The organism is Cumulibacter soli, assembly GCF_004382795.1.
In the GTDB taxonomy this organism is placed as follows: domain Bacteria; phylum Actinomycetota; class Actinomycetes; order Mycobacteriales; family Antricoccaceae; genus Cumulibacter; species Cumulibacter soli.
On record NZ_SMSG01000002.1, the window covers coordinates 228,109 to 254,358 of the forward strand.

Consider the following 26,250-nt stretch of genomic DNA (forward strand, 5'->3'; position numbering starts at 1 on the left):
CGGCACTCCGGCCGCGATGGTTTGGCCACTACGCGTATCACCGTAATCGCCACCCGTTGGCGCGTGACGCCACATCTCCTGACAAAGGTCAAAACTCTCATGCGTCTGCAACGCACTCATCTGCGCATCTCTCTGTCCTTCCTCCCACTCGCCTCGCTGGCACTCACCGCGTGCGGTGGTGCCTCTGCTGATTCCAGCGACGCGCGCTCTCCCAGCCCGGGCGGTAACGCGACGTTCGCCGTCAGTTCCGATGCCGGCTGCGTTGATCCGCAGCAAGTCGGCAGCAACGACGCGATATGGTCCGCGCGCCAGGTCGTTGATTCCCTCACTGATCAGGATCCCGAGTCCGGGGAAATCGTGCCGTGGCTCGCCGAATCGTGGGACATCAACGACGACGCGACCGAGTTCACGTTCCACCTGCATGACGGCGCGACATTCAGCGACGGGGAACCGGTCGACGCTGAATCGGTCAAGGCCAATTTCGATGCGATCGGTGACCTCGGCGCACGCGGGACATTGGCCCAGGGGTACCTGACCGGCTATACCGGAGCGACCGTCGTCGATCCGCAGACGGTCACGATCTCCTTCGACGAACCGAATGCGCAGTTCCTGCAGGCAACCTCTACGCACAGCCTCGGACTGCTCTCGCCGCAAAGCGCGAAACTCAGCGACGACGAGCGCTGCGAAGGCGTCGTGGGATCGGGCCCCTTCGTGCTCGAGGACTACACGCCGGATCAGTCCATCATTCTGGCGAAGCGTGACGGCTACGACTGGGGATCATCCCTGTTCACCCACGATGGCGAGGCCTACCTCGATCAGATCACGTTCCAGATCGTGCCCGAGTCCGGAGTCCGTGCCGGCAGCTTGCAATCGGGTGAGGTCGATGCGATCAGCAGCATCGGCCCCCAAGACGAAGCAGCATTCACCGGCACCGATGTTCAACTTCAGGACCGCTCCAACCCCGGCGTGGTGTTCAACCTCGGGTTCAACTACGGGCGACCGCTTGGCGCCGACCCCGTCGTGCGAGAGGCGATCTCGAAGGTGATCGACCGCCAGCAGATCGTGGACACCGTCTACACCTCGCAAACGCTGCCGGCCACCAGCATCCTGGCTTCCACGACGCCCTACTACGCCTCCCAGGAAGAACTTCTGGGCACCGATATCGACGGCGCCCAGCAACTACTCGAGGACGACGGTTGGTCGGCCGGCGAGGACGGAATCTACGCCAAGAACGGAAAGAAACTCAGCCTGACAATCTCCTGGAGTGCGGTCATCGGCACCAACAAACCCGCACTCGAACTCATCCAACAACAGGCGGCGGCCGCCGGCATCGACCTGCAGCTCCAGGAAGTGCAGATCAGCGAGACAACGGCAGTACTTGCCGAAGGCGATTTCGACATTTTCTGGGGCAACATCACCCGGGCAGATCCGGACATTCTGCGATCCAGTTATTGGAGCGGCGGCGCGAACCGCTACCAGTTGCCCGCGTCTGAACTGGATGACCTCCTGGTCGCACAGTCGGCCGAAATCGATCCGGCGATACGTGCCGATGTGCTCGCGGAACTTCAGGAGACGTTCGTTCAGGACTACGTCTCGGTCCCGGTCGTCGAACTCACGACCGTGCTGGCGCACGGACCACATATTCACGACATCACTTACGACGCGTCCTCACGCATCCAGTTGTTCGACACCTATGTCAGCGCGTAGTCACCGACCGCGATAACCCTTCTATTCCGGGAAGTTGACCCAACATGTCGCACATACCCACCGATCTCTCTCGTACGCCGTTGGCGATCGGCATAGAACTCAATGGCGCGGGCGTACATCCTGCGGCCTGGACTACGCGACCTGCTCGGTCGTTCACCGAACCTCGGCGATTCCGTGAACTCGCGCGCGGAGCCGAGAATGCCGGCTTCACGTTCGTCACGTTCGGCGAGCGCGATGCTCTCGATCCGCCCACTGGTCCGATAGGCCGTCTCGATTCGATCGAGCTTGCTGCGTTCGTGGCAGCTTCGACTCGCGACATCGGCCTGCTGGCAGTCGCCGGAGTAATTCACGCCGAGCCGTTTCACCTCGCCAATCAGCTCGCGAGCCTCGACTTCGCGGCGACCGGCCGAGCCGGATGGATCGTAGATCCCTATGACAGCGCCGAACGCGCGCGTTCCTACGGCGTACCCCAGATCACCGATGCTCACCGGCGGCGTGCTGAGGCCAGCGAGGTCGTGGCGGCCGTACGACGACTATGGGACACGTGGGAGGACGGCGTACTAATCGCAGACGTGGAGTCCGGGCACTTCCTCGACCCGGACCGGCTGCACTACGCAGACTTCGACGGCGAGTTCTTCAGTGTCAAAGGTCCAGCGATCACACCGCGGCCTCCGCAGGGCCACCTTCCGATCCTCGCGCCCGCCACCGCGGACGCCCCGATCGTCGATGTCATCCTGGCGAGCGCGTCAGATCTGTCGCAGCTTCGCGAGCGCATCCGCGCGCAACGGTCACAATTCGCACAACCCGTCCGGGTGATCGTCGAGCTCGAGGTTCTGCTGGACAGCGACAGCAGCTCGGCTACGGAACGTCTGCAAGTGTTGGACCGCGAGCATACCTGGGATTCGAGCCGCCTACGCTACGTTGGCGACGCCAACGGACTCGTTTCGCTGCTGCGGGACATCAGCCCCGACGCAGATGGTGTCAGGCTCTTCGGCGCGGTGACGGACGTGGACCTGTGGGCATTGGTCCGCAGCGTGCTGCCCCGACTTCGCGATCGCGGCCTTCTCGCGCTACCGTCGCGGAACCTGCGGGCAACTTTCGGACTAGGTGCCGCGAGCAACTCGTTGAGCAACTCACGGCACCCCGACCATTCGGCACAGCCGGTACCGGCGGGAGTGTCCCGATGAGCATTCCGAAAATTTCCCAGCGCGGTCACCAACTGCACCTCGCATTGTTCTTTCCGTTCGCACCCAACTATTTGTGGAACGAGACCGAACGGAACGATATTTACTACGACTTCGATGCGCACGTGCAATTGATCAAGACCGCCGAACGCGGTCTGTTCAGCACCGTGTTCTTCGGGGAGAGTCTGCGGTTGCGTGAGCATCTGGGCAAGGTGAACGTCTCGGCGATCACCGGTCGTCCGGACGCGCTGGTGCTGTTCGCCTACCTCGCCGCACACACCTCGAACATCGGCTTTGTAGCCACCCTGAACACCACCTACGCCGATCCGATCGACCTCGCCCGCCGAATCGCGACGGTCGACGTACTCACCGAAGGGCGCGCCGGATGGAACGTCGTTACGACTGACAATGCCTGGACCGGCGCGAACTTCCGTAAAGGCGGCTACCTACCACACCGCGACCGGTACCGGCATGCCGCTGAGCACATCGACGCGATACAGGCCATCTGGGACGGCTGGGATGCCGGGACGGCCGACTACTCCGGCGAGTTCTACGATCTGGCAACCCGTTCCACTGTGCCCCCAAGCCCGCAGGCACAGCCGGTGTTCTTTCAGGCCGGCGAATCCGACGAAGGACGAGACTTCGCCGCGAAGTATGCCGAAGGCATCTTCTCGCGCTATATCGATTTCGAACCTGCTCTCGCATTTGCCCACGACCTCGGCCGGCGGTTAGTCGCCGCAGGGCGCCCGGCCGATGACGTGCGGATCTTTCCGAGCGCGGGTGTCGTGCTCGGTGATACCGACAAGGAGGCCCACGAGAAGTCTGTGTGGTTGCGCGATCAGATCTGGACCGACCGCCGCATCCTGGAGGTCATCGAGGCGGTGTGGGGTCGGGATCTGTCCGGCACCGACGTCGACGGACCGTTGCCCGAGCAGGGTCCGACGATCATCAAGCAAAGCCGTAGCCATGGGGTGATGAACTCCAGGGATGAGCCACAACGCATCGCCGCCAGCTGGCGTGACCTCTCTACGGAACACGGATACTCCATCAGAGAACTGGTGCATCATCTGACGGCTTCTCGCTCTTTCGTGGGTACGCCCTCGAAGGTTGCCGACGAGCTCACGCGGTACGTGCGGGCCGGCGCCATCGATGGGCTGAACCTCACCGCGGACGCCTTTCCCCATGGCTTGGGCGATGTAGTCGATCGCCTAGTGCCCGAACTACAGGAACGTGGCGTGTACCCGCGCGAGTATGCGGGAACGACGCTGCGCGAGAACCTCGGCCTCTCGGCCCCCGTATCGCGTCGCCGCGTAGCGGACGGAGTGAGCGCGTGAGCACCCAACAGCAGTTCCGGCCGGTGGTGGCCGGCCAGCGCAGCGGGCTATTCGACCCGCTCACGATCCGCGGGGTGACGTTCGCAAATCGTGCGTGGCTTTCGCCAATGTGCCAGTATTCGGCCGAAGGCGGGCTACCGGGCGATTGGCATCTAGCGCATCTCGGTGCCCGCGCCTCCGGGGGATTCGGACTCGTGATGGCCGAATCTACGGCCGTCTCGCCAGAGAGCCGGATCAGTCTGTATGACACCGGACTGTGGAACGACGCCCAGCGACAGGCATGGCAGAGAATCGTGAGCTTCGTGCACACGCGCGGCGCGAAGATCGGGATCCAGCTGTCACATGCAGGACGAAAGGCCTCGATCCGCCGGCCGTGGGATGACGATCAAGGATCGCTACCCTCCGCTAACGGCGGCTGGCGTACGGCGAGTGTGGACGATGTCCCGTTTCCGGGCCTCGATGCGCCGAGACGGCTGAACCTCGACGACATCGCGGTTATCGTTGACGACTTCGCAGCCGCAGCTCGCCGCGCCGACGCCGCCGGGTTTGATGTGCTTGAGATTCAGGCTGGACATGGCTTCCTACTGCATAGTTTCTTATCGCCACTGAGCAACCAACGCGAGGGGCGGTACGGCGGGTCACCACAGAATCGAGCGCGCCTGTTGTTCGAGGTGATCGATTCTGCTCGCGGCGTGTGGCCGTCGGACAAGCCGTTGTTCGTCCGATTCTCGGTCACGGACTGGCTGGCCGACGGCCTGGTGCCCGCCGACATCACCGCGTTGACGCAGCAGTTGCGGCAGCACGGTGTTGACCTGATCGACGTGTCCAGTGGCGGTCTGCTCCCCGCGCAACCTCCCACCAGTCCGGGCTATCACGTGCCGCTGGCCGATTCGATCCGCGATGCCGGGCAGTTGCCGGTCGCCGTGGTGGGCGAGATCGACGGCCCGCAGCAGGCGCAGAAAGTGATCGATTCCGGTTCTGCAGACGCAGTATTTCTCGGTCGCGCTGCACTACGCGACCCGATGTGGCCACTACGGGCAGCGCATGAATTGGACGTGACCGATCGCGACTGGTTGTGGCAACCGCAATACGTGCGCGGGAACTGGGCATAACCGCCCGCTTTCGGTGCGCAACTGGCTTCGCTCGAAGGCTGCGCTGGCTATCCTTCGACGTCGGCACCGCCGTACGCGCTATAGACGACGATCCGCTGGCGACTGGACGCCGCGATCAGCGTCGGCGGCGTCTATCGGCACGACGACGCGCGCCGTGGTGCCCGATGTCAATCCAGAAATTGTGAAATCGCCGCCGCCTGCCCGTACGGAGGTTTCCACAAGTAGTAGCCCGATGTGGCCCGGTTCGGTCGCCCCTGGTGCATACCCGATGCCGTCATCGGCGACGACCAGCGCAGCGGCGCCATCCGCGACGGTGACACCGACGTCGATGTGGCGCGCGTCGGCGTGCTTGAGCGCGTTCGTGACCAACTCGGCCGCGGCCGGCCATAAGAGTCCAGCGACCGCGTCAGGTACCGGCGGCTCGGGTTCAGAGATGCTCACCTGAGCCGACGATGAGGCCCGCAATGGCAGCCGTTGCAGGTAATCGGACAACGACCGATCGCGCAGCGGCGCGAAATCCTGTGCGATACCCCGAAGTTCATCAGTGTCCTGTCCCAACAGGGCGGCAACCCGCCGCAACATCGATGCGCGCTCCGGATCGTCCTCGCGCTCAGCCAACGAACTGAGCGCGAGCCCGGACGCCGCTAGGTCCTGTATGACACCGTCATGCAGCTGCGCGGCAATCTCTTGGCGCGAGCGTTCGGATGCTGCAAGCCCGTACGCAAGCGCGTCATGCCGCTCCCGGGCCAGTCGATCAAGCCGGCGGACGGTGCGCACGCTTAACGGAATCAGCAAGCCGCTGAGCACGATCAGCCCGACGGCGACGATCGGGATCTGCACTCGCAGCGCACCGATGAGCGTGTCGTCCTCGTACGTCGCTACATACAACTCAGCCCATAGGTGGGATCCCTGCGAATCGGTGAAGCCAACGAACACCTCTCGCATCGGCATATCCTGATCGAACCGATGCGCGTAGTCGTCAGGCACGTCTCGGACAACTATCTCGTCGTCCGCCAACGCCGCTGCGAGCGACTGATCGAGCTTCTCGGTTTGACCAACAAGACGTGGATCATCTGCATATATGAGAAGTACCTCGTCGCCTTCGACCCGCCAGATCTTGACTCGATCGATCACACCCGCCGACAACAACGGATCTAACGCCGCTTCGAGGGAGGACGAAGGCAATGCCGCCCCGCTGAGGTTCTCCTCGGCGAGGACGTCTTTGACCGCCGAGACGCGCTCGATCGCCGCCTGGGAGTAACGATCCGCCTGAACCTTGACCAAATAAGCGTCGAGGGCGAAGACCAACGCGATCATCACCGCCGTGATCCCGACGGTGATCAGCAGGTGGTTGCGGATCGCCCGGCCTGTTGGTCCGGTGAACCCCCGGCCCGAGGACCGGGGCTGGCCGGTGGACTCGGCAGTTCGGTGACGTTCGGTCGTTTCCCGGCCGGTCGATCTAGCCACGTGGCCGCGCGCTCACGCCCGCTCGCGAGGCCAGCGCGACAGCCTCCAGCTGAGATCGGACACCAAGCTTCGCCAGCACCGCTTTGATATGACCGCGCACCGTGAGCACGGACAGTTCGAGATCCGCGGCGATCCGGGTCGCGTCCTGACCGTCAACGATCCGGATCAGCACCTGACGTTCACGGTCAGTGAGCGAGCCGCCGGCGAGAGAGTCTTCGGGAAAGCGGTCAGCTACGTGCGGCTGGCTCGGGCTGGCGTAGCTGAGAGCGGCGGTCAACGTTGACAATGACCCATCTTTGGCCAGGTAGCCGCTGGCGCCGAGGTCGATCGCTCGGGCGGCCTCGGCGCGCCTGGGGTGCCCGGTAAGCAGGATGACGCGGGTGGAGTGCGTAGCCGCGAACGGCACGAGATCTACCCCGGTGCCGTCCGGGAGTCGCACGTCCACGACGGCGACATCGACATGCTCGTCGAGCAGCGCTTCACGGGCCTGCGCGATCGATGACGCGCTGCGGACCGTGCGGAGGAATGTCATACCGCGCAGCGTAAACACCATGAGGTCCGTGAACACCTGGTGATCGTCCACAACCAATACCGACAGTTGTTCCGTTGCCGCCATCGACCACCTCGTCTCTTCGGGTACTACCCAATCTTAGGGGTAGCGATTTAGGTGAGGCGAACCTTAGTCTCGACCGGGCTGGTCCGCCCCTTCAGGACGAGATAGGAAACCCCACGCACCATGCTGTCGAACCTCGTCGACGCCTGCACCAGAGCTGCACCGTGCTAGCCACCTTCGTCATCGGTCTGCGCGAAGGACTCGAGGCGGCATTGATCGTCGGCATTATCGCGGCATTCCTGAAACGCAACGGCACCCGCGCAGACCTACGCCGCATGTGGGTAGGAGTCGGACTCGCCATCCTGCTGTGCATTGCCGTCGGGATCGGGCTGGAGGCGCTGACCGAAGGTCTACCGCAGCGGCAACAGGAAATGCTCGAATGCGTGATCGCCATCGTCGCGGTGAGCATGGTCACGGCCATGATCTTTTGGATGCGCACGCATTCACGCGACCTGCGCGGCGACCTTGAGGGCGCGGCCTCTGGCGCGCTGGCCCGCGGGTCGACGTACGCGTTGGTCGCGATGGCGTTTCTGGCGGTGCTGCGCGAAGGATTCGAAACGTCGGTGTTCTTATTGGCCGCTGTGCAGAATGCCGCGAATGGGGTGACGCCGCTGCTGGGCGCATTGCTCGGAATCGTCATCGCGCTTGGGATCGGCTGGCTGATTTACCGCGGCGCCATGCACTTCAACATGGCCAAGTTCTTCACCATCACCGGCGTCTTCCTGGTGCTGGTTGCCGCCGGACTCGTGTTGAAGACGTTCCGAGCGGCGTACGAGGCGAGCTGGCTAACCATCGGCCAAATTCCGGTTCCGGGTCTACAGAACGTGGTCGCGAAAGGATCTATTGCCGATGCGATTGCTGGCGGCGTCTTCGGCATCCAATCGAATCTGGTGCTGATCGAGGTCGCGGCGTACCTGCTGTACGCGGTGCCGATGCTGGCCGTCGTGCTGTGGCCGAAGAATCACCAACCGACGGCCCGCACTCTGGCGCGCGCGCTGGGCATTACCGCGGGCGTATTCGTCTGTATCGGTGTCGCCGGGCTCCTGCTGGCTCCGTCGCCACACCTTGTCGACGCGACGTCGATCACGCTCTCCGCGGTACACGCGGACACGTTGAGCGGCGACGACTCTTCCGGTCAGGACGAGCAACTGAGGGTCGACGTCGTCTCGGCCGACCTCGACGAGGCGACGTTGACACTCGGCGAGGAGTCGATGACCCTACCGTTCAATGGACATGCTGCGGACGGCGATGAGTACCTGCTGAGCGAGTCGGTACCGCCCGAATCGGCCGCGGTTACGGATCTGACTGAGGCTCCGGCAACGCTCAGCGGTGAGCAGATCGCGGCGGTCCGCGGCCGGTATCCGGTCGGCATTACCGAAGCCGACCGCAACACCGACTTCCCGGCGACGTATACGACCACGATCGCGACCCGCGTAGTGATCGACACCGACTCGCTAGCCGTGCTCGATCTCCAGCGGGTCGAGTCGCTGCAGGCCTCGGTAACCCTGCCGACCGGTAACAGCGTGAGCGTCGGCGCGATCGCGACCAATACGACCCGGATGGATGACGCGTCACGCGCTGCCGGGGTCGCGGCCGCTGACGGGTACGCCTCCGACGAGCAACAGGGCGAGATTTTCGGCGCCCTCGTACCGCTATTGAGCGCGCTGATGGCACTGGCGACCGGCGCGGCAGCGTTCACGATCGCTCGGCGCTCGGCGCGCACCGCCACCGACAACACCCCATTCGGGGAATCCGCATCACCAACGCGAGAGAAAGAAGCCGTATGAACCGCACGACCCGATCCCTGCTGCCACTGACCGTGGCCGCATCGCTGCTGTTGAGCGGATGTGGATCCGACTCTGATAGTTCCTCCGACAAGAAGTCCGACGGTCCATCGTCCGGCACCATCGAGATCACGGTCAGTGAAGCCGACGGCTGTGTTGCCGAACCCGACACGGCACCAGCCGGTGCGCTGACCTTCCACGTAACGAATGTCGACGCCGCCGGCGTCACCGAGGTCGAGGTCGTCTCCGACCAGCGCATCCGCGGCGAAAAGGAGAACCTGGCGCCCGGTTTCGACGCGACGTTCTCGGCGAAGCTCGACGGCGGCCAGTACGAGATCTACTGCCCCGGCGCAACCACCGAGAAGGTACCCTTCACCGTCACCGGTGAAGCTCCGCAGACCAGCGATGATCTGAGCGTGCTGCTACAGCAGGCGACGGTGGATTACGCCGAGTATATCGACACGCAGGTCGGTGCGCTGCAGGAGTCTCTGCCGGCGCTGGTCGATGCGATCGCCGACGGCGACCTGGAGGCGGCGAAAATCGCGTACGCGAACTCGCGGGTGTTCTACGAGAAGATCGAGCCGGTCGCTGAGTCGTTCGGCGACCTCGACCCGGCGATCGACCTGCGCGAGGGCGACGTTGCCGCGGGCGAGGACTTGACCGGCTTCCATCCGATCGAGAAGGCGCTGTGGATCGATGGCTCCACCGACGGTCTCGAGGAACTGACCACCCAGCTGACCGCGGACGTCGACGACCTGAAGGGCCGCACCGGGGAGTTGTCGAAGAACACGAAGGCCGACAGCGCGGACGGCGACCGGTACCTGCCGGATGAGATCGCCAACGGCGCGGTGGCGCTGCTCGACGAGGTACAGCAGTCCAAGATCACCGGCGAGGAGGAGGCGTACTCACACCTGGACATCGTGGACTTCCAGGCAAACGTGGAAGGTTCGCTTCAGGCATTCGCAACGCTGAAGCCGGCGCTGGACCAGATCGACGAAACGCTGGTGCCGACGATTTCGGACAAGTTTGACCTGCTGGTCGCCGAGGTACAGAAGCTGAAGGATCCGCAGTCGCTGGGCGGATACGTCGCCTACGACAAGGTCACCGACGCGCAGAAGAAGACGCTCACTGACAGCCTGCTGGCCGTCATCGAGCCGCTGTCGACGATCTCGTCGAAGGTCGCCAACGCGTAAGACATGACTACATCTGACTCGTTCCAGTCCTCGCGCCGCTCGTTCCTGGGCGGCGCGGGGTTGGTCTTCGGCGGCGCTCTCGCAGGCGGGATAGCAGCCCAGGGTCTCACACCGGGCGCGTCGACCGGTTCGCCTGCCGGATCCGCGGCCGATTCGACCGTTCCGTTCTTCGGCGATCATCAAGGGGGTGTGAGCACCGCTGCGCAGGACCGGCTGATGTTCGCGGCGCTCGATGTCACCACGACCAGCACCGAGGACCTGACGCACTTGCTCGGCCGCTGGGCGGCAATGGCGAGCAGGTTCACCCAGGGCGAGCAGGTGTCGGCAGCACCGGAGCGGGCCGACGTACCGCCGAAGGACACCGGCGAAACTCTGGACATGCCGCCGGAGCAGTTGACCATCACGGTCGGGTTCGGGCCCGGCCTATTCGATGATCGGTTCGGGTTGGCATCACGGATGCCCGCGGCGCTGAAGCCGCTGGATCCCTTGCCCGGCGATCAGGTGCTGGATCCGGCGATCAGCGGCGGAGACCTGTGCATTCAAGCGTGCGCGAACGATCCGCAGGTGGTGTTTCACGCGGTGCGCAATATGGTGCGTGCGGCCCGTGGTGTGGCCGTGCTGCGCTGGTCGCAGCTTGGTTTCGGACGCGCTTCGGCTACCGGTTCCGGTCAGTCGACTCCGCGGAACCTGTTCGGTTTCAAAGACGGGACCAACAACATCAAGGCGGACGATACGGCAGCGCTTTCCGATTATGTATGGGTTGGCGACGACACGGATCAACCGTGGATGACCGGTGGAACGTATCTGGTGACGCGCAAGATCCGCATGGAGATCGAATCCTGGGACGCTGACTTCCTGGCAGACCAGGAGCGCATCTTCGCCCGGCTGAAGTCCACCGGCGCACCGTTGACCGGGTCGGCCGAGTTCGACCCGGTCGATTTTGGCGCGACCTCCGGCGGCGAACCGGTGATCGATCCGAACTCACACGTTGCCTTAGCGGCTCCGCAACTCAACGACGGGGTGCGGATCCTGCGCCGTGGATACAACTACACCGACGGTCAGCACGCCGGCAACGGAAAGCTTGACGCGGGGTTGTTCTTCATCTGCTTCCAGCAGGACCCGCACACTCAGTTCGCCGTCCTGCAAGAGAAGTTGGGCAAGTCCGACCTGTTGAACGAGTACATCGCGCACGTATCTTCCGGCGTGTGGGCCGTTCCCCCAGGCCTATCGGAGCCCGGCGATTGGTACGGCAAGAAGCTCTTCAGCCCGTGATCGGTTTCGCCGCTACGGGCTGCTTCCCGCGAGTTGCCTCCGTTGGTGAAGGGACTCCAGCAGCTGCTGGACTCATCCACCCAGGTTATGCGTCGACCCAACTTTGATAGTCGTCGACATAGTTGGCGCCGAACGCGATGACGTACTTCCCCTCGGGCAGGCGCTTGCCGAATCCAGCGATCACTAGACCGATCTCCGCAAAGATGACGCCCGCTCTCGTGCGCCCTTGACGATGCGGTTCACGCTCACACATCTGGGCGAAGCCGTCCGGGTCGAGCAGGTCAAGGCCGTTGTAAAACACGGGGACATACGCAGCACCGTTGAGTTGGGCTCGGATCCTCGCGCCACGACCAGGCTTGAAAACGTACATGGCGCTAAGGCGACCAGTTAAGCCGTCGAATTCGTACTCTGTTGCCCCACGACGCTCCGCAGTGAGGTCGAGAATATCGTCGTGCCGGGTGTCATCCGCGGCTCCAGCCACGGCGGCGACTTCCTCGTAAGTCATTCCGAAGCGGACGTCGTCGATGCCCTCAAAGGGTCGCAAGATCTGACTCACCAGCACTGCTCCGTTCGTGTCACGCAGACCTCGACGACAGTCAGACCGTATCGGCCTCGCCTAACCAGGGAGCTTCCATCGTTGCCGCCGCGGAAGAATCGATCGTCGCGACTACCTGCCCAGAGACTGAACGGCAGAAGAAATCTGCGATTCGCCAGCCACTACGGCGGCGCGCCGCATAGCCGAGGGCCCGCGGGCGCGCGACTGCGGGTTCCGCCAGGCTCGGCGCTCAACGCGGTCGGATGCCGGCGAGATATACCCGCACGAGCCACGATTCGAGATCCGGGATCTCTTGGAGAACCAGTGCGGGGATCGGCCTGGACAACAGACCGAGGCCGACCTGCAATGTGAATGGGTCCACAGACTTATCGACCAGCCCGTGCGACTTGGCGCGGTCAACCACCTGGGTGATCGCCGCGATGACCCCACTACGGGTGACTGCAACGCCGGCCATGAACTCGTCGTCATCCCGACGCAAGTCGGCGATCACCGGGAAGACAGACCCGAGACGCAATTCGACCACCTCGGATGCGAATCGCTTCCACCCCTGCTCTGGCGACGCGTCGATCGCGATCGCGCCGCGTTCGCAGATGGCGATAATCCCTGCGGCAGTGGACTCCAGCAGGGCGAGTTCAAGCGCGCGCGGATCGGCGAAGTTTCGATACAGCGTCGCGATGCCGACGCCGGCACGATGTGCAACGGCGCTCAATGGCGGACGGTCGCCGCGCTCGGCATAGAGCTGGAGTGCGGCGTCAATGATCTTTGCACGGTTCGCTTGCGCATCGGCTCGCACTGCGCTCACCGCCCTTCTACCCGGTCACATTCGTTGACCGCAGTCTATGTGGAGGATTATGCTCCATAATACATCCGGAGCAATCTTCTCCACTTACGCTGTGGAGTCATCCAGGGAGGAACGATGAGCGAACAGCTCACGACTACCGAAACGTCGGCTGGATCCACCACCGTGGACACCGACCGCCAGTCGCCAACGGCCGAGAACGACAAACTCGGCAAGCTCATCGGGATCATCCTGGGGCTCACAGTGATGATCGGCGCGATGTTGCTCGCCTTTGCGACTCCCCAACTCAACTCCGGGGCGCGCGACCTTCCGTTGGCCGTCAGCGGCAGCCCTCAAGCCTTGGAGCAGGTCACTGCGCAATTGGAGCAAGGAGCGGCGGATACCTTCGACATCACCACCTATGCCACGGCCGACGAGGGCGCCGAGGCGATCAAGAATCGCGACGCGATCGGTGGAATTGCCCTCACCGGTGACGGTGTGACAATCCAGACCGCAGCCGGCGCAGGGGCGTCCTACAAGACGGTGCTGACGAGCATCGGCGCCCAACTGGAGGCAGCCGGACAGCAGGTCACCTACGTAGAGTTGGCGCCCACTACGGCAGAGGACCCGGGTGGGAACGCGCTCGTCAGCCTCGGCATGCCTCTGATCTTCGGCGGAATGGCTGGAGGCGCCGTATTCTTCCTTGTCTACAAGGGATCCCTACGGAACCGACTGCTCGGTGCAACGGTGTTCGCGATCACCGGCGGGCTCACCGCTACCGCGATACTGCAGTTCGGCTTCGGGACGTTCGATGGGAATTACTGGCTTACCAGCCTCGCCGTTAGTGCCGGGATCATGGCGATCTCATACCTCATCCTCGGACTCTCCTCGATCATCGGTTACGCCGGCCTAGGCATCGTGGCGGTGTTGATGATGTTTGTGTCCAACCCGTTGTCGGGGTTGGCCGCCGGACCAGACTGGTTGCCAGCGTTCTGGGGTGATTTCGGCCAATTCCTCCCGGTCGGCGCCGCAGGCACCGCGATCCGGTCAGGTGTCTATTTCGACGGTGCCGGAGCGACGCAGGCGTGGATCGTGCTCGCGTGCTGGATCGCCCTCGGACTCGGCCTGGCAGTGCTCGGCGCTCGACGCCGGGTGGCGGCCTCCGCGCGCTAGGAGGCCCGCCGCCCTTGTCGGCAGGTTCACACCTAGAAGTCCACCGAGGAGGTCCACCGGTTAGAAGGCGTACGTCCGGTCTTCCATACCCTTGCCGGCGGGACCGCCGAGGAAGTCCACCGGCCAGAAGGCGGGCGACCGATCCTTCATACCCTTGCCCGACATGTTCACGCCGGAAGTCCACCGGCCAGAAGGCGCACGTCCGACACGACGCGCCCGTGCCTGGCAGGCACACCGAGGAAGTCCACCAGCTAGAAGGCGTACGTCCGATACTCCAAACCCTTCACCTGATTGACCCAGGCATTAAAGGGATCTGGCTCTGGGAAACTCCAGTGTTCCGGGATCTCCACGCCGAATTCGGCCTCAACCCATGCGCGAAATTCCGCGTGCGCCTCAACCGATTCTTCCTCAAAGGGCTCGCCTTCGATGAACTCGCCGACCTCGTCGTACCCAATGGCTACGAGCCGCAAGAAATCCACAGCGTTATCAGCGAGCAGACTTACCGCGCCGTCCGACCCGAGCGCACCGATGCGGATGTCGCCGGCATCGTCGAGCCACAACACACCCAGACCACCGGATCCGTCGAGTTCGACAAAAGGCGCCAGCCGGTCATAGCCAGCCTCGTCCGGTTCGAACCAACCCATGAGTGACGCCGACGGCGTAAATACCACGCCGAGTTGCGCTTCACCGGCGTACGGCGTCATGTAATAGCCGTGTTCGTTCTGCAGCCCCCACCCCTGGTCCTCCATCCAGGTAAAGGCACGTTCCAGTGGTTCGGGGATCGAGAGGCCTGCGGGCAGCGTTGGGGTGAGTTCTTCGGCGAATCGCGACATGCCATCAGCATAGGCAAATGTCGTCCTGGACCGCGTCGGGTGGCGACTCAGCCGACCAACCCGGTCCGCCCTATGGAACTGGCCGCCCCCGTCCGCCCTGCAGAACTGACTGCCCCTGTCCGCCCTGTGCAACCGCCCGCCCCGGTCCGCCCTGCAGAACTGACTGCCCCTGTCCTCCCTGCGGAGCTGGCCGAACCGGTCCGCGATGTGGAACTGGCTGCGAGCACGGCAACGCCTAGAAGCCCGCACAGTGGGCGATAGTAGGTGTCGTCGGGTCGTCGGAACCGCGCATCGGCCGACGGCATCCCAATACCGTCAGTGCCCGGTTTCCGCCTAGGACGGCGCGCCCCAGCAGGCCCACTCCCAGGGCGCGGCGGCCGAGAGTGACGACACGGCCATCCCCCATCAGGCCTGCGGCGGCCACACCTCCGACGGCCAACATTGCTCCGACTGCGGCGGTCGGGACAGCTGGCGGGAACTCCGTCGATCCCGCGGTCGCCACAGCAAGACTCCTGCGGTCCGACGCTGGCCAGGAGGAGCCGGGCGCCCACGCAATATGCATCGCGCCGACAGATGCGAGCCCTGTGCCCGCGATCGCACGCGAGACACCAGCAACGATATTCATGCCAGCACTCTACGGCGCGGTCTGGCCTCGGTATCGCTCACCAATCAGCGACTCTGCGCCACCGAAGCCACGGCCCGCGACTAGGGGCGAGGACGCGCATGCGCTGGTTCCGGACGAGGTAAGGGATCCGCTCGGGCTGGTTCACGATGAAGTAAGAGTTCCGCTCGTGCCGGTTCACGACGAAGCAAGAGTCCGCTCGTGCCGGCGCCGGCGCGGTAGTGCTCTCGCGTCAACGCCCCGGTTCACGACGAAGACAGGAGATCTGGGGTTCTGGTTGAGGACACAGGCAAGGGATCTGGGCAGTCGACCCTACGGATGACTTGGCGGCGCTTCCGATTACTGGGCGGCGCCATGAGCGAGGCGCAAACGGGTCGATGGCCAAGGCATCATGCGACAGATATCGGCAGTGGGCTGCGGCGATCATCGGCGGCGTGGCCAGGAACTCGCCGGTCGTCAGCAAGATAACTGTTCAACAGGTCGACGAGTTCATGGTGGAACTGCTCTCGGCGATGCGGGTTGGCGACATGCGCAATCAGCAAACTCACCAAGTCATCCAGTGGGTCAAGCCCCTCGCCGTCGTCTAGTTCCGTTCTACCGAAGGAATCCGCACACCTCTGCTCTTCACTGCGTAGGCTCCTGGCCTTCCGAGCAACGTCCTCGATCTGGCGTTGATCAGGGATCTTGATCCGCATGTTCAACTTCGGTCTTTGATCTGGATCGACCCATTGCGGCGGCGTCCACCACGGCAGACCATCAATCATGTCAACCCGCCAGCCGGACCGTTCAAACTCGCGATGATGATGTCCGCAAACCAGCGTCAGGTTGTCGACATCCGTGCCGCCCCCGCGCCACCACTCAAAAACGTGGTGCCGCTGGCACCAGTCTGGCGGCACGTCACATCCGGGAAACGAACACCCACCATCTCTCGCGATCAACGCGTGCGTCTGGTTTTCCGTCGCGACTCGCCGCGAGCGGCCAAAGGCAACAACACCACCGATATTGGTCGTCCACGTCGGGACCAGCATCGCCTCATCGGCCAGGCGCACGAAGTCGTGCAGCGTGATCCGGTCGCCGCCAGCCACCCGGCCGACGTACCGCCGCACGGCCGATCGGGGGTCATGACGCGACATGAAATCGATCGCGGCCTCTGAGTCCGAGTCGCCGCGCGCGATACCCAGCGCATCGAGAATCGCGTCTAGGTCGACGTTGATGTGAACTGTGGCGGCAGTTCCGCCACTCGCTGGCACGCCGGCAAGCTCCAGCAGACGCCGGGCAGCATCCCCGAGAGCGTCATGCCGACGCTGGTCTGCGCTGCGATCGTCGGCCGCACCAGCCTCGCTCGGTCGCGGGGCGCTCAACGGCGACAGAACCGCCTCCAGCTGCGCCTTAACAGTGGGATCCAGAAGCCCGTTGATCTGATACAGACCGTCGTACCGCCGTGGGCCAATCCGCACGCCGCGCCGCGCCGCGCAAATCGCCGGCTCCGGGCCCGTGCCGTCGGGAAGCAAGATCTGATCGAGCTTCTCGCTCGCCACCTTCAGTTCGGCGGGCCCGAGCGCGTCGGCATGCCGGACCAGGACCTCCTCCGCCTGTTCGCTCAACGAAGGATCTATGGCGGGAATCGCGGTGATCCGTCGCATCGCGGAAAGGATCTCGTCTACTTGGCCGGTGGTCACTGCGCCGGCGACGACCGCACTCGCCAGGCTTGGTAGCGCGGGCGGTTTCTCACCGGCACTGAACCCGTTGCGAGTAAGCAGTTGCTTCGCGCGACGCTCCCGAGCGTTTGCTTCGGCGATTCCGATCCGCAGACTCCGGGCAAGACCACGAGCAACACGCTTCTCACCGGTGAAGGTCGAGAATGACGGATCCTCCCCGGCGGCCTCAACGACGTGACTATCGACAAGGATGCTTCGCGACCGAAACGCCTCGAACTCGCTAGCCAGCCGCAACAGGCATCTCGGATCAAGCGCACCAAAATCGCCACGCTGACCAATATCGATCAGCGCGTCCAGCCCATCGTGCAACCGCTGCAAGGCTGCCGCGATCTCTGCAGAGAATTCCTCCGCGACGGCAAGACACCTCGCGCCCTGCGCCGACGAATCCGCACCCGCCTTGGCCTCATTGGGGACGAACCGGTAGGGGTCGGGATCGGTCTGCACAAACTCGTCACGATCGACGTCCATCGCAGACCTCCTCTCGAATTGCTTGTCATTCATCGTACATATGTTCGATGAATGCGTCAATAGGTCGCGAACATGGGTGTGATGTCTCAGGACAGGGGTGACAGTTCTGCATCAGGACATCGGTGACACTTCGTGTGTCAGGACATCGGTGGCGGTTCGGGGTTCTTGGGTCGTGGTCCGGGTGGCCGGCCGTTGCCGACGTAGCGGATGCCGGGTGCAGGTCGGGTGTGCTCGGCGAGGATCTCGCCGTCGAGGTCGGTGACGATGATCGTGTCTGCGGCTGTGATGGCCACGACCTGTTGGAAGGCGTGTGTGACGTCGATCTTGTAGACGACTCCCTCCAGACAGATGGTGCCTGAGGTAGTGACGGTTCTGATCCGGGTGTCTGCGGGCAGATCGGCCGGTGGCGTCGGTCTGGGACGACGCACCGGCGCGGGTGCTCGGTAGATGGGCCGGTCTGGTTGCGGTCGGGGCGCATCGGCTTTCGGGGTCGCTTGCCACGCGACCAGCGGTGTGACGCGGCCGGGTAGGCCTTGGTGTGGGCGCTGGGTGTTGTAGATGGCATCGAACGCGTCGACCTGTGTCTGGAGCTCGGTGAGGGTCTCGGCGAGGGGCTGCTTGTCGAGGTAGCGGAACAGGGTCTGATGGAATCGTTCGTTCTTTCCTTGCGTGGTCGGCTTGTACGGTTTGCCGGTGATCGCTTCGACGCCGAGGGCGGCCAGGTGCGCGACGAGTTGGCCGGTGCGCCCGAGCCGTGACGGGTTCAGCGCGATCCCGTTGTCGCTAAGCAGTCGCTGGGGCACTCCGTGCGCGGCGATGGCCTTGTCGACGATGGTGATCGCGTCCTTCGCGGTCTCGCCCCACGCGACGTGTGAGGCAAGGGCGTAGCGGGAGTGGTCGTCGAGGAGCTGGAAGATCACGCATTTGCGTCCGCCGGTCAGGACGTATTCGGTGGCGTCGAGCTGCCAGCACGCGTTCGGCGCTGGGTAGACGAAGCGTCGCCATGCCGAGCGCGGCTTCTTCTTCGGCTCCAACCGCGCGACGCCGGCCTCGCGGAAGATCCGCGCCAGCGACGCTGTCGAGGGCACGTGCTCGAGACCTATCGAGCGCATCTTCTCGTGCACGCTGATCGGACCGTGGTCCAGACCGGAGGCCTCCAGCGCCGCGCGGACAGCGATCGCTTCACTCTTCGTCTGATCACTCGACCGGGACGGGCTGGTCTTCGGGCGCCGGGTCCGCGGCTCGAGCGCCGCGGCCGGCCCGTCGTCCTTCGCGCGCCTACGCAGCTCGTAGAAGGACTTACGGGAGATACCGTGCTCGGCGCAGAACGTCGAGACCGCGCCGCGCGGCGCATCATCAGGCCACTGCGAGATCGCCAGACGGACACGAGGATCGATAGGTTCATTGACTGCCACCACCCGAGCCTTAGGCGCGAAGTGTCACCACCAACACAGCCCGAACCGTCACCGATGAGCTGATACAGAACTGTCACCGATGTCTTGATAGATGACAGGTGCTGTCATCGGCGCACAACCCCAGACAGTAGGGGCGGCTCAGGAGATCCACATCCAGCACAGCGGGACACCGTGCGCACGGTGTCCCGCCCTCGCGGCTGAGGCCGTTGCGGTCGTCGACTATCGCCGGGGAACTGCTCGGCGGTACGCCTGATGAGGTGCGCGCACAAGGACACAGGGCGGGCGATGCGGCTAGGACGAGGCAGGCCAGCCCGACTCGCGGTACTGCGCCAAAGCCTCGGCTGCAGTGTCCGCCATCATCGCCCGCAACTCCGGCGGATCGAGGGCCTGCACCCAGTTCCCAAAACCAAGCAGCACACCGACCACCCCACGTAAGGCATGCACGCGCGCCTCGATCAGCGACCACTCCTCGTCCAATTCGCTCACTGCGGGTTCGCCCAGCAGCGTGATCTGAAGCGATCGCAAGGCAAGATCGACTCGATCGCGACGAGTCCGCAGCCGAATCAACACGCTGTCGCGCGCGTTCCATCCGGCCCGGATGCCTCGCCAGACCTGCCGCACATCCAGCCTTTCGGGCCGCCTGGTCGGTTCGTCGAGCAATCGGATGTCGGTGATCCGACTTATCCGGTAGGTGTGGGGTTTACCGCGGTGCGCCGCGACCAGGTACCAGGTGGACCCCGCCAAAACCAAGCCCCATGGGTCGACGGTTCGGCGTCCGCCATTGTCGGACGACAGCGCCTCATAGAGAATCCGCGCTCGGCAGTCGCGCTGTACAGCCTCAAACACGGGCGCTAGCGCGTCGGGATTGTGCGCCGTCCCACCCCAGCCGCCAGGATCCACGATCACCCGATCGAGCAATCTGCCCACCTGCTGCGCGTGATCTTCGGGCAGGCCGCTGGCCATAGAGCGGACGGCGCGGCTGAACGCCTGATTTAGACCGAGGGCGTCGGCCACGCCCGCTCCCCCGATCAGCAACGCCTTGGATTCATCGACTGTCAGGTCGGCGCTATCGGGCCGATATCCGGGAAGTAGCGCGTAGCCGCCTTCGCGGCCGCGTTCGGCGTACACCGGGACGCCCATCAACGAGAGCGCATCAATATCACGCTGGATCGTGCGGCTGGTGACCTCGAGTCGCGCAGCGAGGTCGGCCGCACTCAGGCGGACATGTCGGCGCAGTAAGTCGACGATCGACAACAAGCGGTCCGCGCGCATAACTCATACTCTGCCATTCATATACGACAGAGGATGTCGTATATGAGCTGCGATTCTGGCATCACGACGGCGAACGTCGTCACACGCCACGAGGAGGAATCATGAACGCACCGGACCTTCGCCCACACGTCACGCGCGCCCAGGAGTGGATCGCTACCCTGATCGACGGCGTCACGCCCGCAGATCTCGACTTGCCCACGCCGTGTGCGGACTTCAACGTGCGTGATCTTCTGCAGCATCTGTTCGCTGTCGAGAAGCGCGTCGAGTCCGTCGGCTTGATCGGCACTATCGCGGATGTACCTACCTCATTGCCGCTTCCTTCGGGCGATCTTGGCGCCGGATTCCGGATTGCGGCTGCAGCGGCGATCGCGCCCTGGGACGACGACAGACTCACCTCGATTGTGACGGTGCCATTCGGAACACTGCCGGGAGCCGCCGCGCTCGGCGCCTACCTGAGCGAGCACATCGTCCACGGCTGGGATCTCGCCGTAGCAACCGGACAACCGTCGGAGACCGACGAGGACATCGCGACAATCGCGCTACAGGCGATGACGAATGCTTTGCCCGCCGAGCCGCGTGGCGGAGATATTCCCTTCGACGCGCCCGTCGAGCCGGCCGCGGATGCCGGACCCACAGAGCAACTCGCGAACTGGACGGGTCGCTCGCGGGCGGTGAGCGGGCGAGTCAAGAATCGCGCGGCCGGCGCATAGGGACAGGCCCAGCCAGGCCCAGTCGCTGAGGCCCACGCTCGTGGCGCTGGTGCCGACCACCGCCACGCATGAGACTTGGTCGACCGGATCGATACCGTGGTTCGCAACGATCATTCGGATCGGCTAGATCCGGGCTGCGAGTGCCTATGTGCGGTCGGTGGCTTCGGCGCGTACGAAGGTGGGCGGATTCGCCCGCCACGCGGCGATGACTGCCCCATGGCCACGGTACTTCTCGGCGTACGCGTCAAGGATCTCCGGAATATCCGACTCCGGGGCCAGGGAGGCATTCCCGGTACACGACACCTTGCCTGCACGCATTTCAAGCTCGCCAGCGTGCAACGCGTTTCGTAGCCAATCGCTGGTGAGGCCGCCTCGGGCGGCGGCATAGAACCGGTCGTGTACGACGACAAACCAGACGCGCACGAGGTGTTCGGCTCCGGTGTATCGCCCATGCGTCACGACGGTGCACGTCTGGCCTCGCCATTGATTTGGGTCCATCCATCCACGATGTCAGAGTCCGATGTCGCCGTCATCGTCGCGCCGCCGTCATCCGCGAGTTCCACGGCAACGGCAAGCAACAGCGATACGCGCACCGTTGAGCACAGCCACCTACTTTCGCTGGCGGGACTTCACCAGCCCCCATACGTGCGCCGCGGCGATCAGGACGCCGAAGATGCTCACCGCGACCGCGCTTTCACCCCATGGACTCAGATAGGTCCGGTCGGGATACGTGGGTCGCGCCGTCAACAAGACGAGAACGGCAAGCCAGCCGGCGCCGATCATGATCGGCACTGCAATCGCGCTTACGCCGAAGGCCGCGACGAGCAACAGTAGTCCCAGAACGAACGCGAGCAGCAGGACCGCGGTAGCGATCGGTGAGCCCTTGACGGTGAGCTCATCCCATAGGCCTGGAAAGGTCCTGGCGACCGAATGCCCGCCGATCTCCTCGAATCGGTGGTAAAGCGGCTGGAAGCACATCAGTGCAAGGATCGCGCCGAGCACTGCATAAATCCGAGCGAACCCGGCGGCCGCGTCTCGCGTCGATTCGCTATCCATCTCTCCCCTTTAACTCAGAGATCGTAACCCCGCCGTCGCACGACGAGCACCCGCGTCGGGGCGCCACTCCACGACGCCGCCGTCCCCGGAGTTCCACGCGCTGTTGTTCCCGGCCCGCACGACAACTTTTCCGCGCTGGAACGCTATCGATTGCGCTCGCGGACTCCCACTCGCCAAGCCATTTGGGCTGCGCAAGACCTTACGGAAGCTCGAACTACGCCACACCCTGCGGGCCGCGGACGAGTTTGCCGAGCAACTCTCCGGTCGACTCCCCATCGCGGTAGATCTCGGTCCCGTTCAAGAAGGTGTGCTTGTAGCCGTCCACCCGCTGCAGTAGGCGACGGCCGTTGCCCGGCAGGTCGAAACTGACGGTCGGCCGGTACAGGTGCAACTTGTCGAAATCGATGATGTTGATATCGGCCTTGTAACCTGGCTTCAGCAGGCCTCGGTCGAGCAGGCCCACTGCCTCGGCGGTGGCACGGGCCTGGCGGTGGATGACGAACTCCAGCGGAATCCGGTCGTACGCACGGTCGCGCGCCCAGTACTGCAGCAGGGTCGTGGGGAAACTGCCATCACAGATCGTGCCGACGTGCGCGCCGCCGTCCGACAGGCCCGGCACGGTGTACGGATGCACCAGCATCTCGCGCACGGCGTCAAGGTTTCCGTCTTGGTAATTGGTCAGTGTCACGTACAGCTTGCCCTTGCCTTCGGCCTCGACCATGTGGTCATAGACGATCTCCTCGGGGGTGCGTCCCTCGGCGATCGCCCGGTTAGCAATCGACTCGGTGGCCAGGTCGGGTTCGTAGTTCGGCGGGTCCGCCAGGTAGACCATGTACGGGTAGAGGTCGATCAGCCCGCCACCGATGATGGTCTTGTCCTTCTCGTCGGTCTGCGCCGCGAGAATCCGGCGCCTCATCTCCGGGTCGGCCATCTTCCGGGCCTGTTCGGGGATCGGGAGCCCAGCGATCTCCGCCTTGAAGACCGGGTTCATCATGAACGAGTTCAGCGTGCATTCCAGGCCGAGGATGACGCCGATGGCGCGGGCCGCGACCTGACCGCGCACCGCGAATCCGCGCTCATTCAGCGTGGTGACGAGATCGAGGATCTTGGTGTGGCGATCCGCGTAGCCACCTTGAGTCAGCGACACCGACATCGGCCGATTCGACGCCTCGACCATCTTCGTGATCAGGTCGAATTCCGCCTCATCGTTCTCCGCCAGATCAGAGACCAACTGCAGCACACCCTTGCCGGTCTCCCCGATCGCCTTCGAGATCGCGACAAGTTCGGCGACACCAGCACGGTACGACGGAGTCAGTTCGCCGGTACTGCTGCGGTGGTTCAAACTGCGCGACGACGAGAAGCCGAGCGCGCCGGCTTCGATCGCCTCCGCGGCCAGCTTCGCCATCATCGACATCTCTTCGTCGGTAGCGATCTCATGCGACGCTGCCCGCAGCCCCATCGTGCGCACCCGCAGTGCGGCGTGCGGCACCTGCGTCGCGAAGTCGACGTCGTGCGGCAGTCGTTCCAATGCGTCCAGGAATTCTGGGAAGGTCTGCCAGTCCCACGACAATCCCTCAGCGAGCGCCACGCCAGGAATGTCCTCCACGCCCTCCATCAACTTGATCAGCCGGTCGTGATCGGTCGGTAAAGCCGGCGCGAACCCGACGCCGCAGTTACCCATCACCGCAGTCGTCACCCCGTGCCAGGACGTCGGCTGCAGGTAGCTGTCCCACGTGGCCTGCCCGTCGTAGTGGGTGTGGAGGTCAACGAAGCCAGGGGCGACGATTGCGCCGTCCGCGTCGTACTCCTGCCGGCCTGAGCCCGACACTTTGCCCACTTCGGCGACCTTGCCGTCGGTCACCGCGACATCGGCGGTGAAGGGATCCGAGCCGGACCCGTCGTATACCCGGCCCCCGCGAATTACCAGATCGAACTCAGCCACGTCATTCCCCTTATGTCGTTGCGGGCCGATCCCGCGAGCCGAAGCCGCCACGTAGGGACGAAGACCAAGGTTGTCGATCGCGCACGCGTCGCCACCCCACCCGACGGAAGCAGAACCAACGCTTCGTTCTGCTAACCACTTTTGACGAACGTATCCCAGATCACATGAGACTCATAGTGACTCGCGTCACGAGCACGAGCGGTCAGTTGAGCGGAGGGTTCACCGATTCTGCAGTCACGCCCGACCGCCCCACTCGGGACGACGTCGCCGACTTACGCACTTACCAACTCGGGAGCGCATCGCAGACGCCTACTCGTCCGTCGCCTCGTCGTCCACCTCGGCCAGTCGCCTGAGGATGTCGCCCCAGTTCCGCACCGCAGCGTCGTCAGCCCCTTCGAATGCCCGCTCCAGCAACTGCATCTGCTCGCCCGTGAGGCGACCCTCCAGTGCAGCGCCCTCGTTGGTCGTCACGATCCGCCTCACGCGCTTGTCCTGCGCGTCGGGCTTTATCTCCACCAAGCCGCGCACCTCGAGATCCCTCAACGGACGGTGGACTGCTTGTTTTGAGATGGCCAGCACAGCCAACAGTTCGCTCACCGAGATGTCGGGCTGGCGGTGCACGAAATAGAGGATCCGGTGATGCGCACGATTAAGCCCGTGCGCGGCGAGAATGCGGTCCGGGAGCGCAGTGAATGCGCGATACCCGAAGTACAACGCCTCGATACACCCACGCAGATCCGACTCTCGATCTTCGTCAATCATATTGACCTATTTTCCTTTTCGCTGCATCCTTAGTCAATACTATTGACCTACCTCAGGGGTGACGCCGTGTTCTCTCAGCGTGTCGACGGACTTCGTCCGTCCCCGATTCGCGCGATCCTCAACGTGATCGATCGCCCGGGAATGGTGTCGTTCGCAGGTGGGCTGCCCGCGAACGACCCGCTGCCCTACTGGGAAGGTTCCGTCCCGCCAGCGACTTTGCAATACGGACCCACCGAGGGGGACGCCGACCTACGCGCAGCCATCTCGGCGAACCTCACCGACCTGGGCATTGACGCGCCACCGGAACGCGTAATGATCCTCAGCGGCAGTCAGCAAGGCATCGATCTCGCAGCGAAACTATTCATCGACCGCGGCACCCCCGTCGCAGTCGAGCACCCGACGTACCTCGCCGCCCTACAAGTGCTGCGCTTCTATGGCGCGGAGTTCACCGATATCGCCTCCCTCGCTACAGATCCAGGCAGGTCACCCCGGATGCACCCGGGAACGACTCCGCGAGGCGCCGGCGGGACGCTCGCGAACCAAGCCCGCCTGGCGTACCTGGTGCCGACATTCGCAAACCCGACCGGCGCATGTGCAACGGAGGCCGAACGGGACACGATTGCACTGAACTGCCTACGCAATCGGACAGTGCTATTCGAGGATGACCCGTACCGCGAACTCACCTACGACCCCTGCGACCGTACGCCGATCACCTCGCGCATGACCGACGGACCCTGGATATATCAGGGATCATTCTCAAAAACCTTCGCACCCGGACTGCGGCTCGGCTTCCTCGCAGCATCCGAAGACCTATTCACCCAGCTTGCCATCGTCAAGCAAGCCACCGACCTACATAGTTCTCGACTCTCGCAACACATCGTCTATCAGGCGATCACATCGCCGGCCTGGCCGGAACAATTAGGCCGCCTCGCCGACTTCTACCGCTCGAGCCGCGACGCGTTCGAAGACGCTCTCTGTAGCAATATCGGCGATCTCACCACATGGCACAAGCCCACCGGAGGGCTATTCTACTGGCTACGGTTGCGAGATCCTTTAGATACTCGGGATCTGCTCACCACCGCAATCGACCGAAACGTCGCCTTCATGCCTGGAGAGGATTTCTATCCGGGCCAGCCTGAACTCGGCACGATGCGGCTGAACTTCAGTCATGCGGACGCCGCCGACACCGACCGAGGCCTGCACACCCTCGCCCAGATACTTCGTGACTGGAGGCACACGATTTCCGCTTGCACGGCGCGATGAAACCGCGTAACTTAGA

General features: G+C 64.0%; 23 protein-coding genes. 10 read left to right on the forward strand and 13 right to left on the reverse strand.

The window, feature by feature from the left end; translation table 11 throughout:
* The first annotated feature begins 99 nt into the window (after positions 1-99).
* From E1H16_RS04875 to E1H16_RS04890, 4 genes are read left to right on the forward strand one after another with little or no spacing between them, the layout of a single operon-like run.
* The gene (locus E1H16_RS04875) at positions 100-1,707 is read left to right on the forward strand and encodes an ABC transporter substrate-binding protein (protein ID WP_134322578.1); all 1,608 of its coding nucleotides are present in this window, start codon (positions 100-102) and stop codon (positions 1,705-1,707) included.
* 44 nt (positions 1,708-1,751) lie between these two features.
* Positions 1,752-2,894 (forward strand): LLM class flavin-dependent oxidoreductase, encoded by a 1,143-nt coding sequence (locus E1H16_RS04880; RefSeq protein ID WP_134322579.1) that lies wholly within the window; start codon positions 1,752-1,754, stop codon positions 2,892-2,894.
* Entirely contained in the window at positions 2,891-4,225 is a 1,335-nt protein-coding gene (locus tag E1H16_RS04885) for an NtaA/DmoA family FMN-dependent monooxygenase (RefSeq protein ID WP_134322580.1), read from the forward strand. Before E1H16_RS04880 ends, E1H16_RS04885 begins: the two co-directional genes overlap by 4 nt.
* Positions 4,222-5,337: an NADH:flavin oxidoreductase/NADH oxidase gene (locus tag E1H16_RS04890; protein WP_208378858.1), complete on the forward strand. Its 1,116-nt coding sequence runs from the start codon at positions 4,222-4,224 to the stop codon at positions 5,335-5,337. The genes E1H16_RS04885 and E1H16_RS04890 overlap by 4 nt, the downstream gene beginning before the upstream one ends.
* A gap of 78 nt (positions 5,338-5,415) precedes the next feature.
* Here E1H16_RS04890 and E1H16_RS04895 read toward each other — a convergent pair whose 3' ends face one another.
* Both E1H16_RS04895 and E1H16_RS04900 read right to left on the reverse strand, forming a co-directional pair.
* On the reverse strand, positions 5,416-6,804 hold the full coding sequence (locus E1H16_RS04895) for a sensor histidine kinase (RefSeq protein ID WP_134322581.1): 1,389 nt from the start codon (positions 6,802-6,804) through the stop codon (positions 5,416-5,418).
* Complete coding sequence (locus E1H16_RS04900) at positions 6,797-7,420, reverse strand: response regulator transcription factor (RefSeq protein ID WP_134322582.1); 624 nt, start codon at positions 7,418-7,420, stop codon at positions 6,797-6,799. Before E1H16_RS04900 ends, E1H16_RS04895 begins: the two co-directional genes overlap by 8 nt.
* A 161-nt stretch (positions 7,421-7,581) precedes the next feature.
* Between E1H16_RS04900 and efeU the strand changes: the two genes are divergently transcribed.
* The 3 genes from efeU to efeB are packed head-to-tail and all read left to right on the forward strand — an operon-like array spanning position 7,582 to position 11,666.
* The gene (gene efeU, locus E1H16_RS04905) at positions 7,582-9,204 is read left to right on the forward strand and encodes an iron uptake transporter permease EfeU (protein ID WP_166741624.1); all 1,623 of its coding nucleotides are present in this window, start codon (positions 7,582-7,584) and stop codon (positions 9,202-9,204) included.
* Positions 9,201-10,394: an iron uptake system protein EfeO gene (gene efeO, locus E1H16_RS04910; RefSeq protein WP_134322584.1), complete on the forward strand. Its 1,194-nt coding sequence runs from the start codon at positions 9,201-9,203 to the stop codon at positions 10,392-10,394. The genes efeU and efeO overlap by 4 nt, the downstream gene beginning before the upstream one ends.
* A 3-nt stretch (positions 10,395-10,397) precedes the next feature.
* Positions 10,398-11,666: an iron uptake transporter deferrochelatase/peroxidase subunit gene (efeB, locus tag E1H16_RS04915; RefSeq protein ID WP_134322585.1), complete on the forward strand. Its 1,269-nt coding sequence runs from the start codon at positions 10,398-10,400 to the stop codon at positions 11,664-11,666.
* 85 nt (positions 11,667-11,751) lie between these two features.
* On the opposite strand, the gene E1H16_RS04920 is transcribed toward efeB, so the two are convergent.
* Both E1H16_RS04920 and E1H16_RS04925 read right to left on the reverse strand, forming a co-directional pair.
* On the reverse strand, positions 11,752-12,222 hold the full coding sequence (locus tag E1H16_RS04920) for a hypothetical protein (protein ID WP_134322586.1): 471 nt from the start codon (positions 12,220-12,222) through the stop codon (positions 11,752-11,754).
* A gap of 229 nt (positions 12,223-12,451) precedes the next feature.
* Complete coding sequence (locus E1H16_RS04925; protein ID WP_134322587.1) at positions 12,452-13,024, reverse strand: TetR/AcrR family transcriptional regulator; 573 nt, start codon at positions 13,022-13,024, stop codon at positions 12,452-12,454.
* Between the two features lie 114 nt (positions 13,025-13,138).
* Here E1H16_RS04925 and E1H16_RS04930 point away from each other — a divergent pair, with 114 nt between their 5' ends.
* Entirely contained in the window at positions 13,139-14,173 is a 1,035-nt protein-coding gene (locus tag E1H16_RS04930) for an ABC transporter permease (RefSeq protein WP_208378859.1), read from the forward strand.
* 251 nt (positions 14,174-14,424) lie between these two features.
* Here the strand turns inward: E1H16_RS04930 and E1H16_RS04935 are convergent, their stop codons facing one another.
* The 5 genes from E1H16_RS04935 to E1H16_RS04955 form a co-directional block, all read right to left on the reverse strand.
* Positions 14,425-15,006: a hypothetical protein gene (locus E1H16_RS04935; protein WP_134322588.1), complete on the reverse strand. Its 582-nt coding sequence runs from the start codon at positions 15,004-15,006 to the stop codon at positions 14,425-14,427.
* A 235-nt stretch (positions 15,007-15,241) separates the two neighbouring features.
* A complete protein-coding gene (locus E1H16_RS04940; protein WP_134322589.1) occupies positions 15,242-15,631 on the reverse strand; it encodes a DUF3995 domain-containing protein in 390 nt (129 codons plus the stop codon).
* A gap of 386 nt (positions 15,632-16,017) precedes the next feature.
* A complete protein-coding gene (locus E1H16_RS04945; RefSeq protein WP_166741625.1) occupies positions 16,018-17,814 on the reverse strand; it encodes an HNH endonuclease signature motif containing protein in 1,797 nt (598 codons plus the stop codon).
* 137 nt (positions 17,815-17,951) lie between these two features.
* Positions 17,952-19,229 carry an integrase core domain-containing protein gene (locus E1H16_RS04950; RefSeq protein WP_424948521.1) on the reverse strand — a complete coding sequence of 426 codons (1,278 nt, stop codon included), beginning with the start codon at positions 19,227-19,229 and terminating at the stop codon, positions 17,952-17,954.
* Positions 19,230-19,520: 291 nt separating this feature from the next.
* A complete protein-coding gene (locus E1H16_RS04955) occupies positions 19,521-20,501 on the reverse strand; it encodes a helix-turn-helix transcriptional regulator (protein ID WP_134322592.1) in 981 nt (326 codons plus the stop codon).
* 101 nt (positions 20,502-20,602) lie between these two features.
* Between E1H16_RS04955 and E1H16_RS04960 the strand changes: the two genes are divergently transcribed.
* Entirely contained in the window at positions 20,603-21,211 is a 609-nt protein-coding gene (locus tag E1H16_RS04960) for a TIGR03086 family metal-binding protein (protein WP_134322593.1), read from the forward strand.
* A gap of 144 nt (positions 21,212-21,355) precedes the next feature.
* Here the strand turns inward: E1H16_RS04960 and E1H16_RS04965 are convergent, their stop codons facing one another.
* The 4 genes from E1H16_RS04965 to E1H16_RS04980 form a co-directional block, all read right to left on the reverse strand.
* A complete protein-coding gene (locus tag E1H16_RS04965) occupies positions 21,356-21,709 on the reverse strand; it encodes a DUF2255 family protein (protein WP_134322594.1) in 354 nt (117 codons plus the stop codon).
* 111 nt (positions 21,710-21,820) lie between these two features.
* Positions 21,821-22,267: a hypothetical protein gene (locus tag E1H16_RS04970; RefSeq protein WP_134322595.1), complete on the reverse strand. Its 447-nt coding sequence runs from the start codon at positions 22,265-22,267 to the stop codon at positions 21,821-21,823.
* A 214-nt stretch (positions 22,268-22,481) separates the two neighbouring features.
* Complete coding sequence (locus tag E1H16_RS04975) at positions 22,482-24,209, reverse strand: N-acyl-D-amino-acid deacylase family protein (RefSeq protein ID WP_134322596.1); 1,728 nt, start codon at positions 24,207-24,209, stop codon at positions 22,482-22,484.
* 309 nt (positions 24,210-24,518) lie between these two features.
* Entirely contained in the window at positions 24,519-24,971 is a 453-nt protein-coding gene (locus E1H16_RS04980; protein ID WP_134322597.1) for a MarR family winged helix-turn-helix transcriptional regulator, read from the reverse strand.
* A gap of 66 nt (positions 24,972-25,037) precedes the next feature.
* On the opposite strand from E1H16_RS04980, the gene E1H16_RS04985 reads away from it, so the two are divergent.
* A complete protein-coding gene (locus E1H16_RS04985) occupies positions 25,038-26,234 on the forward strand; it encodes an aminotransferase-like domain-containing protein (protein WP_208378860.1) in 1,197 nt (398 codons plus the stop codon).
* Positions 26,235-26,250: the final 16 nt, after the last annotated feature.